We start from the raw sequence: 12,865 nt of genomic DNA, 5'->3' as shown, positions 1-12,865 counted from the left end.
TCCTTTAATGTGCCAACAACGAATCACTGTCACAGCAGCCACTGTCGAAGCTGCCCGGGGCCCCGGTATCGCGGTCTCCTTGTTCGGTCGTCACGTGCCGCGCCGGGATGGCCGGCGCCGTTAAAGGAATTCACGTGCGATTGCGTCTTGTCGATTCGGCGGATAGCCAAATCCTTGCGTGGTGGAGAACGCCTTTTTTGCGTTTATGAAATTTATTATGTGCCTATTAGTTTCCGAAGTCAAAGCAGTGTCGTGCGAGCTGTTGAAGCGGTACCAAGTGCTTGATTCAACTATTGAAAGTCGGTTTTTGCAGGCGTCGCGGCGGCCCTGGGAAGGTGAGGCCGGAACACGGCGTCGAGGCCGGTTTGAACGAAAGATCGGCATGCCGGCGGCATCTCCATTTTCTTCCGTTGTGCGCCGATAGTGCACGAACTGCTCAACACGCGGCGCACGCGAATCGTGCATGTCATAAAGCCGAACGCAGCCATTTTCGCCTTGGCGCAGGCGGAAAGCCGGCATGCGTTACACTTGTCGGTCGGGTCAACCTGACCCGCACTATTGAATATTTACCGATGTACCTGTTGGAGAAAACCATGCTCGACGAACGCCTGCGCAACCTGCTGCAGAACATGCCCAAGGCAGAACTGCACATCCACATCGAGGGCTCGCTCGAACCGGAACTGATTTTTGAGCTTGCGCAAAGAAACGGCGTTGACCTCGCTTATAGCTCGGTCGAAGCGTTGCGTGAGGCCTACGCTTTCACCGATCTCCAGTCTTTCCTCGACATTTATTATGCCGGCGCCAGCGTGCTGCTGAAGGAACAAGACTTTTACGACATGACCGCGGCTTATCTGGCGCGCGCTCATGCCGACAATGTCCGCCACGCCGAGATCTTCTTCGATCCGCAAACCCATACCGCGCGCGGCGTGCCGTTCGAGACCGTCATCAACGGCATCTGGCGCGCCTGCCAGGATGCGCCGCTCAGCGCCAGCCTGATCATGTGCTTCCTGCGCCACCTGTCCGAAGACGAAGCCATCGCCACGCTCGAGCAGTCGCTCCCTTACCGCGACAAGTTCATCGGCGTCGGCCTCGATTCGTCCGAGGTCGGCCACCCTCCCGAGAAATTCGCGCGCGTGTTCGAGCGCGCCCGTTCGCTCGGCCTGCGCCTGGTCGCGCATGCGGGCGAGGAGGGCCCGCCGGCGTATATCGAAAGCGCGCTCGACGTGCTCAAGGTCGAGCGCATCGACCACGGCGTGCGCAGCCTGGAAAGCCCGGCCCTGGTCGAGCGCCTGGCGCGCGAGCAGATGGCATTGACCGTGTGCCCGCTGTCGAACATCAAGCTGCGCGTGTTCGACGTGATGGGTTCGCACAATCTGCGCACCCTGCTCGACGCCAATCTCGCGGTGACCGTCAACTCGGACGATCCGGCCTATTTCGGCGGCTACGTCAACGAGAACTACTTCGCCGCCTTCGAGGCGCTGCCGCTGGACGAAAGTCATGCGCGCCAGCTGGCGCGCAACAGCTTCCAGGCCGCCTTCGTCGACCCGGAGCGCAAGCGCGCCTTCCTGGCCGAAGTCGACGGCTTCTTCGCCAACGCCTGACCTTCAAGAACGGAGCGGATCCATGTTCGTCCAGGCTCTTCGCATGACGGCGCGCGACTGGCGCGCCGGTGAGCTGCGCTTCCTGCTGGTGGCGCTGATCGTCGCGGTCGCGGCACTGAGTTCGGTCGGCTTCTTCATCGACCGCATGCGCTCCGGCATGGACCGCGACGCCCACCAGCTGCTCGGCGCCGACCTGCTGGTCAATACCGACGACCCGGTGCGCCAGGAGTGGCGCGCCGAAGCGTTGAAGCGTGGCCTGCTGCTGGCCGACACTGTCACCTTCCCGAGCATGGCGCAAGCCGGCGAGGGCGACGACTCGCTGGCCCAGCTGTCGTCGATCAAGGCGGTGTCAAAAGGCTATCCGCTGCGCGGCCAGATGAGCATCACGACGGACCCTGTCGCCGCCGGCGGCGCGCAGGGCACGCCCACGCGCGAGGTGCCGGCGCGCGGCACGGTCTGGGTCGATCCCGGCCTGCTGCCGCAGCTGCGCACCGAGGTCGGCGCCATGCTCACCCTGGGCAACAGCCAGTTCCGCATCGCCCAGCTGATCGCCACCGAACCGGACAAGGGCGCTTCGTTCGCCAACTTCGCGCCGCGCGTGATGCTGGCGCTGGAAGACCTGCAGGCCACCGGCCTGGTCGACGACTTCGCGCGCGTGAGCTTCCGCCTGATGGTCGCCTCGAAGGACGTGAACGACATGGCCGCGGTGCGCGACTACGAACAGTGGATACGCGCCCAGATCCGCGACAACAACATCAAGGGCGTGCGCATCGAGACGCTGGAAAACGGCCGCCCCGAGATGCGCGCGACGCTCGATCGCGCGGGATTGTTCCTGTCGCTGGTGGGCCTGTTGTCGGCGATGCTGGCGGCGGTCGCGGTGGCGATGGCGGCGCGCCGCTTCATGGGCCGCCACCTGGACGCCTGCGCCATGCTGCGCTGCCTGGGCCTGACCCAGAACCAGGTCACCGTGCTGTACCTGCTCGAATTCGGATTCATCGGCCTCCTGGGCAGCGTGATCGGGGTGCTGGTCGGCTTCGGCGCCCACTTCGTGCTGCTCGAGATGATCGCCTCGCTGATCAAGACCGAGCTGCCGCCGGTGTCGATGCTGCCCGCGCTGCAGGGCGTGGCGACCGGTTTGATGCTGCTGGTCGGCTTCGCGCTGCCGCCGATTCTCCAGTTGCGCAACGTGCCGCACAACCGGGTGATCCGGCGCGAGCAGGGCGCGCCGCAGCCGGCCGCGCTGGCGACCTATGGCCTCGGCGTCGGCGTGTTCTTCCTGCTGCTTTTGTGGCAGGCGGGCGACCCGACCCTGGCCCTGATCACCGCCGGCGGCTTCCTGGGCGGCTTCGCCTTCTTCGCCCTGGTGGCCTGGCTCGGCCTGCAAGGGCTGCGCCGGATGCGCGGCGCGTTCAAGAGCCAGGGCTGGCGCTTCGCCGTCACCTCGCTGCAGCGCCGTCCCGGCGCCACCGTGGTGCAGGTGGTGTCGCTGGCGCTGGGCCTGATGGCGCTGCTGCTGCTGACCGTGGTGCGCGGCGACCTGATGGCGGCCTGGCAGCTGGCCACGCCCGCCGATGCGCCGAACCGCTTCGTGATCAACATCCTGCCCGAGCAGAAGCAGGCGGTCGAAGGCCAGCTGCTGGCGGCCGGCGTCAAGGAACCCGTGCTGTACCCGATGATCCGTGGCCGCCTGACGGCCATCAATGGCAACGCGATCACGCGCGACACCTTCCAGGACGGCGAGGCGCGGCGCCTGGCCAACCGCGAATTCAACCTGTCGACGACCAATGTGCTGCCGCAGGCGAACGAGGTGGTGCAGGGCGAATGGTTCAGGGACGCGCCGGGCGTGGCCGAGGCCTCGGTCGAGCAGAGCATCATGGAGCGCCTCGGCCTGAAGCTGGGCGACACCATGCGCTTCGACATGGCGGGCTTGCTCGTCGACGCGAAGATCACCAGCGTGCGCAAGCTCGAATGGGGCTCGATGCGCGCCAACTTCTTCGTCATCATTAATCCGGCGGCGATGGCCGATGCGCCGACCACCTACATGACCGCCTTCCATGTGCCGCCCGAGGGGGCGAACCTGGGCAATGCGCTGACCCGCAACCATCCGAACCTGACGGTGATCGATGTCTCGGGCATCATCCGCCAGCTGCAGGACGTGCTGGACCAGGTGGTGACGGCGGTCGAATTTTTGTTCCTGTTCACGCTCGCTTCCGGCGTGCTGGTGCTGTATGCGGCGCTGATGGGATCGCAATCCGAGCGCACGCGCGAAGCGGGCCTGCTGCGCGCGCTGGGCGCCACGCGCCAGCAGCTGGCGCAGGCGCAGCGCATCGAGTTCGTGCTGGTGGGCGGCCTGGCGGGCCTGCTGGCGGCGAGCGGCGCGGCGGCGCTGGGTTGGGCGCTGGCCACCTACCAGTTCAAGTTCCCGTGGGTGTTCGAGCCGGGCGTATGGATCGCGGGCCTGTTCGTCGGCGCGCTGTGCGCGATCGTCGGCGGCTGGCTGGGCCTGCGCGGGGTGTTGCGGCAGCCGCCGTTGCAAACGCTGCGCGAAGCGTAAGCGCGATAATGCAGGCGCCGAGGACACGGTCCGCGGCGCCTGCGCTATCATGGCGGGATGTCCGAACATCACACCGAAACCCCCGCCGAATCCCAGACCCTGTACGAGATGATGGGCGGCGGCGAGCGCCTGCGGGCGCTGGTCGACCGCTTCTATGACCTGATGCAGCTGGAGCCCGATTTCGCCGGCATCCACGCCATGCACCCGGTGCCCAACGACAGCTCGCGCGAAAAGACCTTCATGTTCCTGTCCGGCTGGATGGGCGGCCCCGACCTGTACATCGAACGCTACGGCCACCCGCGCCTGCGCGCGCGCCACCTGCCGTTCGCGATCGGCAGCGCGGAGCGCGACCAGTGGCTGCGCTGCATGGCCTGGGCCATGGAAGACCTGGGCTACGACGACACGCTGCGTGTGCGCATGATGAATTCCTTCTTCCAGACCGCGGACTGGATGCGCAACAAACCTGATTGAGCGCCACCATGACCGTCGCCGAAATCCTCATCCTGGTCGGCCTCGTCGTCGTGGCCGGCCTGCTGGTTGTCGTCCTGCTGCGCATGCGCGGCAATGGCGACGGCGCCCACGTCGAACGCCTGGAACGCGAGCTGCGCCAGGAGCTGCAATCGAGCGCCCAGGCGACGCGCCAGGAACTGGCCGCTCACCTCGCTCAATATCACAATGCCACGGTCCAGCAACTGGACAGCATGCGCCAGCAGATGCAGCTGCACTCCAGTAGCGGGCGCGAGGAACAGGCGCGCGCGCTGAAGCGCTTCGCCGACACCCTGCAGCAGACGCTGGGCAATCTGACCGAATCGAACGCCCAGCGCATGCTCGAGGTGCGCAACACGCTCGAAACCAAGATCCGCGACCTGCAAAGCGATAATGCCAAACGCCTCGAAGAGATGCGCCAGACGGTCGACGAGAAACTGCATGCGACGCTGGAGACGCGCCTGTCCGAATCGTTCCGCCAGGTGTCGGAGCGCTTGGAAAAAGTGCACCAGGGCCTGGGCGAGATGCAGCAGCTGGCGATCGGCGTGGGTGACCTGAAGCGGGTGCTCACCAACGTCAAGACCCGCGGCACATGGGGCGAGGTGCAACTGGAGATGCTGCTGGAGCAGGTGCTCACCGTCGACCAGTACGCCAAGAACGTCGAGACGGTGGCCGGTTCGAACGCGCGGGTCGAGTTCGCGATCAAGCTGCCCGGCGTGGTCGACGGCGGCGCGCCGCTGTGGCTGCCGATCGACGCCAAGTTCCCCAAGGAGCAGTACGAACGCCTGCTGCTGGCCAGCGATGAAGCCGATGCCGATGGCGTGGCGCGCGCCGGCGCCGAGCTGGAACGGGCGGTGCGGGGCGAAGCGCGCACCATTTGCGATAAATACGTGTCGCCGCCGCAGACGACCGACTTCGCCATCCTGTTCCTGCCGACCGAGGGCCTGTACGCCGAGGTGATGCGCCGTCCCGGCCTGGCCGACGAGCTGCAGCGCACCCTGCGGGTGACGATCGCGGGGCCGTCGACGCTGGCGGCGCTGCTCAACAGCCTGCAGATGGGTTTCCGCACCCTGGCGCTGGAAAAACGCTCGTCCGAGGTGTGGCAGGTGCTGGGGGCGGTCAAGACCGAGTTCACCAAGTTCGGCGACGTGCTGGCCACCACCAAGCTGACGCTGGAAAAGGCGGCCAAGAACATCGAAAGCGCCGAGGTGCGCAGCCGCCAGATGGCGCGCAAATTGAAATCGGTGGAGGCGTTGCCGAGCGAGGCGGCGCAGTTGATGCTTGGGCCGGATGGCCTGGAGCGGGACGATTGATTGTTGAATGATGTGAAGCATGTGGCATGGGCGGCTCCGCCGCCCATGCCACGAGTTCAGTGCCTATCAAGCTGTCAGAACAACCCCTCGAACGGCAAGATATCCACCATCTCCCCCGCCGCGACACTGCCCTGCCCATCATGCAGCACGACCATGCAATTCGCCTCCGACATCGAGCGCAGGATGCCCGAGCCCTGCGACCCGGTGATGCGCACCTCCGGCTCGCCATCGGCCCCGCGCGCGACGATGCCGCGCTGGTATTCGGTGCGCCCCGGCTTCTTGCGGATCGCCTCGATCGAGCGCGCACGCAGCAGCGGCAGCGGCGCCTCGGCGCCCATCATGCGCAGCAGCGCCTCGCGCGCGAAGAAGTAGAACGACACCATCACCGCCACCGGATTGCCCGGCAGGCCGAATAAAAATGCGCTGCGGCCGTTGGACGACACCCGGCCGAAGGCCAGCGGCCGGCCCGGACGCATGCCGATCTTCCAGAACGTCACGTCGCCCAGTTCGGCCATCACCTGCTTCGTGTAGTCGGCCGCGCCGACCGAGACGCCGCCCGAAGTAATAATGGCGTCGGCGTTCTCGCAGGCGGTGCGCAGCGCCTCTTCCAAAGCCTCGGGGCTGTCGCGCACCACGCCCATGTCGATGATCTCGCAGCCCAGGCGGGCCAGCATGCCGTAGATCGTGTAGCGGTTGCTGTCATACACACAACCCTCGTCGAGCGTTTCGCCGATCGAGCGCAGCTCGTCGCCGGTCGAGAAGAAGGCCACCCGCAGGCGGCGCTGCACGGGGATCTCGGCGAAGCCGAGCGAGGCGCACAGCCCCAGGTCGGCCGGGCGGATGACGCGACCGGCCTTCAGGGCGGCGCTGCCGGCCTTCAGGTCTTCGCCGGCCAGGCGGCGGTTGTCCCCTGGACGGATCGCGCCCGCGCGCAGGGTGACCGTGTCATCGGTAGTGCTTTCCGCGAATTCCTGCGGCAGCACGCTGTCGCAGCCGGCCGGCATCACGCCGCCGGTCATGATGCGCACGCATTCGCCAGGTCCTGGCGTGATGTCGAGCGGCTTGCCGGCGTAGGCGACGCCGACCACCTTCAGCGTGACCGTGCCCTCTAGCGGCAGGTCGGCGCCGCGCAGCGCATAGCCGTCCATGGCCGAGTTGTCGTGCGCCGGCACGTTGATCGGCGAGACCAGGTCGCGCGCCAGCACGCGGCCGAGGGATGAACGCAAAGCCACCATTTCCACCGCGCGCACGGGTTGCACGAAGTCGCGGATGATGCGCTGGGCGTCCTGCACGCGCAGGGCGTCCGGATCGTAGCCGTTGATGCAGCTCGCCACCTGGGCCAGGCTGGCAGGGAAGGGCGGAGAAGGGTCGTCCAGTCCGCGCAGCTCGTCCAGGGTATTGATGTTGCGGAAGGCGTCGGCGTCGTCGAAGACCACCTCGACCGCCTTCAGGTCGCGGTGCCAGCCGTCGACGCGGCGCCCGCCCTCGAGCAGGTAGGCCGACAGCTGCGGCAGCCGCTCGGCGCGCACCAGGCAGAACACGGGATGCGGCTGCGCGCGCTTGCCGGCTTCCTGCGTCGCGGCGTAGGCGACGTCGGCATCGGCTTCCTGCAGCGCGGCGAACAGGCGAGATGCCAGGTCGGCCGGCAGGAAGGGCGAGTCGCAAGGGACGGCCAGCAGGTAGGGCGTGGCGCAATGGCGCAGGCCGGCTTCGAGACCGGCGAGCGGCCCGGGATAGGGTTCCACCCCGTCCGCGACTTCGTCGGGCAGCACCATCGCGTCGAACGCGCGGTAGGCATCCAGGTTGCGGTTGGCGCTGATCGCCACCGGCCCGACCTGCGGCCGCAGGCGCGCCAGCACGTGCTCGACCATGGTGCTCGAGCGGAAGGGCTGCAAGCCCTTGTCGACATTGCCCATGCGCGAGCCGCGGCCGCCCGCCAATACCAGTCCGCTGATCATCCCTTGTTCCATTATCCGCCTATATAGGACATTTCAACCTTGCGCGCGCCGTCGCGCTGCCCGATGCCGGTCTCCGCCGTGCGCGTCTCGGAATAACGGTCGGCCCGTCCGCGCCACAGCTGGGCGATGGCGCCAGACAGCTCGAGGTCGCTGCGATCCGCGCGCAGCAGCGCGCGCAGGTCGTGGCCGCGGGTGGCGAACAGGCAGGTATACAGCTTGCCCTCGGTCGACAGGCGCAGGCGCGAACAGTCGCCGCAGAAGGCCTGGGTGACGCTCGAGATGACGCCGATCTCGCCGCCGCCATCCACGTAGCGCCAGCGCGAGGCGGTCTCGCCGCTGTAGTTGGCCGCGACCGGTTCGAGCGGCAGCTCGGCCGAGATGCGCCGCACCACTTCTTGCGACGGCACGACCTCGCGCATATTCCAGCCGTTCGAGGCGCCGACGTCCATGAATTCGATGAAGCGCAGGATGGTCGGCGAGCCCTTGAAGTGGCGCGCCATGGGCAGGAGCTGGTCGTCGTTGGTGCCGCCCTTGACCACCATATTGACCTTGACCGGCCCCAGGCCGGCCGCGTGGGCGGCGTCGATGCCGTGCAGCACGTCGGCGACGGCGAAGTCGACGTCGTTCATGCTGCGGAACACCTTGTCGTCCATCGCGTCGAGCGAGACCGTGACGCGGTCCAGGCCCGCATCCTTCAAGGCCTGGGCCTTGCGCGCCAGGATCGAGCCGTTAGTGGTGAGCGTGAGATCGAGCGGACGGCCGCTCGGCGTCGGCAGCGCGCGCAGCATCGCGACCAGGCGCTCGAGGTTCTTGCGCAGCAGCGGCTCGCCGCCGGTCAGGCGCAGCTTTTCGACGCCGTGCGCGATGAACAGCCGCGCCACGCGCGTGATTTCCTCGAACGACAGCAGGTCGCCGTGCGGCAGGTACTGGTAATCCTTGTCGAAGACTTCCTTCGGCATGCAGTACACGCAACGGAAGTTGCAGCGGTCGGTGACCGAGATGCGCAGGTCGTGCAGGGGCCGGCCCAGCGCGTCGCTGAGCAGGCCAGTCGGTGCTTCGGGCACGGCCGGGACCTGCAGCGCGGAAGAGCGCAGGTCATTGATCAGAATGATTTTTTCAGCCATTTCAGTACGATAGCACGGGGCTGATGAAGCTGCCCGTACCAGATCCAGATGGAAATGCTACTGCTTGCTGCTCCAATAAAAAACGTCGTTCCTGCAAGCGCAGGAACGACGTGATGGCGCAGCCGATGATTGCTTACTGGCGCGTATCGACCTGCACCAGCGGCTCGTCTACCGGCGCGACCACCGGCTTGCGGGCGCGACCCAGGCGGACCGGCGGCGCCACGGCCGCTTCCTGGGCGGCGCGCAGTTTTTCAGGGTCGGTCGATGCCAGTTGCAGGCCGGCCTGGGCCAGCACTTCGTCCAGCTTGGCCGGGGCTTCGACCGGCGCAGCCGCCAGGGCGGCGCCCGGCGCAGGTGCGCTGGCCACAGGCGCGGCGGCTGGCGTCGGGGCGACGCTGACCGCCGGTGCGGCTGCAGGCGCCGGCTCGACCGCCGACGCGGCGACCGGTTCGGCTGCCGGCGCGGTGTCGACGACGGGCGCCGGCGCCGGAGCAGCCGCAGGTGCATCAGCTTGAGCGGCCTCGGCGCGTGCTTCGGCAACCGACGCCGCGGTCGGGAACGGGTTCTGCTGCGCAGCAACCGAGGCTGCGGTCGGGAACGGGTTCTGTTGAGCGGCAACCGAGGCTGCGGTCGGGAACGGGTTCTGTTGAGCGGCAACCGAAGCTGCAGTCGGGAACGGGATCTGCTCGGCAGCAACCGGCGCCGGTGCGACAGGAGCAGGAGCGGGAGCAGGCGTAGGAGCGGCAGCCTGCTCGGCCTCAGCCTTCGCAGCCGCCACCGACGCCGCGGTCGGGAACGGCCATGCATCGTGCGTGGCGGCGCGTGCCGGCTTGGCCTTCGCGGCCTTGGCGGCGGCGGCGACCTTGGCCGCTTCTTCATCGGCTACCGGGGCGAATGCCGGCGCTTCGTCCGCACCTTCCAGCGCCTCGCCCTCGACCTGGTCACGGTCGCGACGATTGCGGTTACGGCCGCCACGGCGACGACGGCGGCGCGGCTCGTCGCCTTCGCCTTCGATTTCCTCGCCATCCGGGCCGATCGTCGTCACCGACTTCACGACCTGCTGCACGATTTCCTGGGTGCCTTCCGGACCGCTGGTGCTCACTGCAACAGTGGCGCTCGACACGACCTGGCTCACGCTGACTTCGTCGAGCTTGGCTTCGATGGCCTGGGTGGTGCGCTCGACACGTTCGGTACGCTCGCGCGGCTGGCGTGGCTGGCGCTCCTTGCGCTCGCCGCCGCGTTCTGCACGCTCGGGACGCTCGGCGCCCTCGGCGCGCGCCGCGCCTTCGACCTGCTCGCGCGGTTCACGCGGCTCGCGTGGCTTGCGCTCGCGCGGCTGGCGCGGCTGGCGGCCTTCGCGGGCCTCTTCGCCTGGTGCGCCCTTGGCGATTTCCTCGCCCGGCGCGCCCTTGGCGACCGTGGCCACCGCGTCGCGCTCTTCGCGCTCACGGCCCGGCTTGGCGCCGCGTTCGCCACGCTCGCCGTTGCGGCCACCGTTGCGGCCATTCTTGTTGCGGTTGTTGCGCTCGCCACGCTCGGCCGGCGCAGGCGCGGCCGGCTTCTCGGCCACCACTGGCGCCGGGGCCGGTTCTTCCGGCTTGCCGAAGAAGAAGTCGCGCAGGCGGGCGAAGAAACCTTTCTCGGCCGGGGCCGGGGCAGGGGCGGGGGCCGGCGCGGCGGCGGCTTTCGCCGGCTTGGCCGCTTCGCTGCGGTCGACCACCGGGGCCGGCTGGGCCGGGGTGATGGTCTTGACGACGGCTTCCTGGCGCGGCTTCGCTTCTTCCTTCTGGCGCTTGGCGTAAGCCATGTCGGTGTCGGCGGTCTCGGCCATCGCATAGCTGGCGTGCGCGTCTTCCAGGCGCGGATCGTCGTGCTTGATGCGCTCGAGCTTGTAGTGCGGGGTGTCCAGATGCTTGTTCGGGATCAGGATCACGGTGATGCGGTGGCGGTTCTCGATCTTGAGCACTTCGCCGCGCTTTTCGTTCAGCAGGAAGGCGGCGACGTCGACCGGCACCTGCACGTGGATCGCGGCCGAATTCTCTTTCATGGCCTCTTCCTGGATGATACGCAGGACTTGCAGGGCCGACGATTCGGTATCACGGATGTGGCCGGTGCCCGAGCAGCGCGGGCAGGTCACGTGCGAGCCTTCCGACAGCGAAGGACGCAGGCGCTGGCGCGACAGCTCCATCAGGCCGAAGCGCGAGATCTTGCCCATCTGGACGCGGGCGCGGTCGTGATGCAGGGCGTCCTTGAGGCGCTGCTCGACTTCGCGCTGGTTCTTGGCCACTTCCATGTCGATGAAGTCGATCACGATCAGGCCGCCCAGGTCGCGCAGGCGCAGCTGGCGGGCGACTTCGTCGGCCGCTTCGCAGTTGGTGTTGAAGGCGGTGGTTTCGATGTCCGAGCCGCGGGTGGCGCGCGCCGAGTTGACGTCGATGGAAACCAGGGCTTCGGTGTGGTCGATCACGATCGCGCCGCCCGACGGCAGCGGCACGGTGCGCGCGTAGGCGGTTTCGATCTGGTGTTCGATCTGGAAACGCGAGAACAGCGGCACGTCGTCGCTGTAGCGCTTCACGCGATGCGCCATGTCGGGCATCACGTGGCTCATGAACTGCTGGGCCTGTTCGTAGATCTCGTCGGTGTCGATCAGGACTTCGCCGATGTCGGGCTGGAAGTAATCGCGGATGGCGCGGATGACCAGCGACGACTCCTGATAGATCAGGAAGGCGCCCGGGGCCGACTTGCCGGCGCCTTCGATCGCGCGCCACAGCTGCATCAGGTAGTTCAAGTCCCACTGCAGCTCTTCGACGGTGCGGCCGATGCCGGCGGTGCGGGCGATCACCGACATGCCTTGCGGCAGGTCGAGCTTGTCCATGGTTTCGCGCAGTTCCTGGCGCTCTTCGCCTTCGACGCGGCGCGACACGCCGCCGCCGCGCGGGTTGTTCGGCATCAGGACCAGGTAGCGGCCGGCCAGCGAGATGAACGAGGTCAGGGCGGCGCCCTTGTTACCGCGTTCTTCCTTCTCGACCTGGACCATGATTTCCTGGCCTTCCTTCAGCGCTTCCTTGATGGTGCAGTTGCGCACGTCGACGCCCTCGCGGAAATACGAGCGGGCGACTTCTTTGAAGGGGAGGAATCCGTGGCGGTCTTCGCCGTAGGAGACGAAGCAGGCTTCGAGGGAGGGTTCGATGCGGGTGATGACACCCTTGTAGATGTTGGACTTGCGTTGCTCGCGACCGGCGGTCTCGATATCGATGTCGATCAGTTTTTGACCGTCGACAATCGCTACGCGCAGCTCCTCTTGCTGCGTAGCGTTAAACAACATACGTTTCATTTTTATAAACTCCGCGACCCGGGGGCCGTGTGATGGCCGCCCTCGCGGGCGGCGCAGCTACAGGGATGTATGCGGGGATGGGAGTCCAGGAGGGGAAATGCCCGTGGCGTGCGATACAGCGGAAAACAGTGACCACCGCGAAAAACTGCGAGTGAACACCGCGTCGCTGCCGCAACAGGGCGCTGTGGGGCCGAACGTCATTGTCCACGCACGCCGCGACCTGCGCTGGCCGCCTGCCACCACGTTGGGGTGGCACAGCGGAGCGAGGGGGTGTGCTAAAACCAGCCCGGCTCGAAGCCGACGACCGTCCAGGACCTGGAGGCGAAAAGACAGCCTAACTCACAAGTCTCGAGGACGGCCTTGCATCGGGCCCGGCGAAAACGACAAGCGTTATCGACACCATCACCCGACAAGCAAGATTTGCTTGCCGGTACTTATCCTTAAGAATCCTGACAATCCAATCCTGCATCTTTGCGCGCAACCCGATTACAACTG

The 12,865-nt window shown here is 67.0% G+C and carries 8 protein-coding genes; 4 read left to right on the top strand and 4 right to left on the bottom strand.

Going from position 1 to position 12,865, the window contains the following annotated elements:
- Positions 1–120 precede the first annotated feature (120 nt).
- Positions 121–519 (bottom strand): hypothetical protein, encoded by a 399-nt coding sequence (locus tag KY496_RS13210; protein WP_157225464.1) that lies wholly within the window; start codon positions 517–519, stop codon positions 121–123.
- A gap of 74 nt (positions 520–593) precedes the next feature.
- Here KY496_RS13210 and KY496_RS13205 point away from each other — a divergent pair, with 74 nt between their 5' ends.
- The 4 genes from KY496_RS13205 to rmuC are packed head-to-tail and all read left to right on the top strand — an operon-like array spanning position 594 to position 5,954.
- A complete protein-coding gene (locus tag KY496_RS13205; RefSeq protein WP_005665798.1) occupies positions 594–1,601 on the top strand; it encodes an adenosine deaminase in 1,008 nt (335 codons plus the stop codon).
- 22 nt (positions 1,602–1,623) lie between these two features.
- Positions 1,624–4,155 carry an ABC transporter permease gene (locus KY496_RS13200; protein WP_005665799.1) on the top strand — a complete coding sequence of 844 codons (2,532 nt, stop codon included), beginning with the start codon at positions 1,624–1,626 and terminating at the stop codon, positions 4,153–4,155.
- Positions 4,156–4,212: 57 nt separating this feature from the next.
- The gene (locus KY496_RS13195) at positions 4,213–4,626 is read left to right on the top strand and encodes a group II truncated hemoglobin (protein ID WP_005665800.1); all 414 of its coding nucleotides are present in this window, start codon (positions 4,213–4,215) and stop codon (positions 4,624–4,626) included.
- A gap of 8 nt (positions 4,627–4,634) precedes the next feature.
- Entirely contained in the window at positions 4,635–5,954 is a 1,320-nt protein-coding gene (gene rmuC, locus KY496_RS13190) for a DNA recombination protein RmuC (protein ID WP_005665801.1), read from the top strand.
- Between the two features lie 74 nt (positions 5,955–6,028).
- Here the strand turns inward: rmuC and glp are convergent, their stop codons facing one another.
- From glp to KY496_RS13175, 3 genes are all read right to left on the bottom strand, one after another.
- A complete protein-coding gene (glp, locus tag KY496_RS13185) occupies positions 6,029–7,912 on the bottom strand; it encodes a gephyrin-like molybdotransferase Glp (protein ID WP_219865013.1) in 1,884 nt (627 codons plus the stop codon).
- Positions 7,913–7,923: 11 nt separating this feature from the next.
- The gene (gene moaA / locus KY496_RS13180) at positions 7,924–9,036 is read right to left on the bottom strand and encodes a GTP 3',8-cyclase MoaA (RefSeq protein WP_005665803.1); all 1,113 of its coding nucleotides are present in this window, start codon (positions 9,034–9,036) and stop codon (positions 7,924–7,926) included.
- Between the two features lie 133 nt (positions 9,037–9,169).
- The gene (locus KY496_RS13175) at positions 9,170–12,370 is read right to left on the bottom strand and encodes an Rne/Rng family ribonuclease (protein WP_219865012.1); all 3,201 of its coding nucleotides are present in this window, start codon (positions 12,368–12,370) and stop codon (positions 9,170–9,172) included.
- Positions 12,371–12,865 lie beyond the last annotated feature (495 nt).

The organism is Massilia sp. NP310, assembly GCF_019443485.1.
Taxonomy (GTDB): domain Bacteria; phylum Pseudomonadota; class Gammaproteobacteria; order Burkholderiales; family Burkholderiaceae_D; genus Telluria; species Telluria timonae.
This window is presented reverse-complemented; position numbering and strand designations above follow the sequence as displayed.

Excerpts from the sequence above, each read along its gene's own strand:
- KY496_RS13210 (WP_157225464.1), bottom strand. The coding sequence starts at position 519 with ATGCCGGCTTTCCGCCTGCGCCAAGGCGAAAATGGCTGCGTTCGGCTT.
- KY496_RS13205 (WP_005665798.1), top strand. The coding sequence starts at position 594 with ATGCTCGACGAACGCCTGCGCAACCTGCTGCAGAACATGCCCAAGGCA.
- KY496_RS13200 (WP_005665799.1), top strand. The coding sequence starts at position 1,624 with ATGTTCGTCCAGGCTCTTCGCATGACGGCGCGCGACTGGCGCGCCGGT.
- KY496_RS13195 (WP_005665800.1), top strand. The coding sequence starts at position 4,213 with ATGTCCGAACATCACACCGAAACCCCCGCCGAATCCCAGACCCTGTAC.
- rmuC (WP_005665801.1), top strand. The coding sequence starts at position 4,635 with ATGACCGTCGCCGAAATCCTCATCCTGGTCGGCCTCGTCGTCGTGGCC.
- glp (WP_219865013.1), bottom strand. The coding sequence starts at position 7,912 with ATGATCAGCGGACTGGTATTGGCGGGCGGCCGCGGCTCGCGCATGGGC.
- moaA (WP_005665803.1), bottom strand. The coding sequence starts at position 9,036 with ATGGCTGAAAAAATCATTCTGATCAATGACCTGCGCTCTTCCGCGCTG.
- KY496_RS13175 (WP_219865012.1), bottom strand. The coding sequence starts at position 12,370 with ATGAAACGTATGTTGTTTAACGCTACGCAGCAAGAGGAGCTGCGCGTA.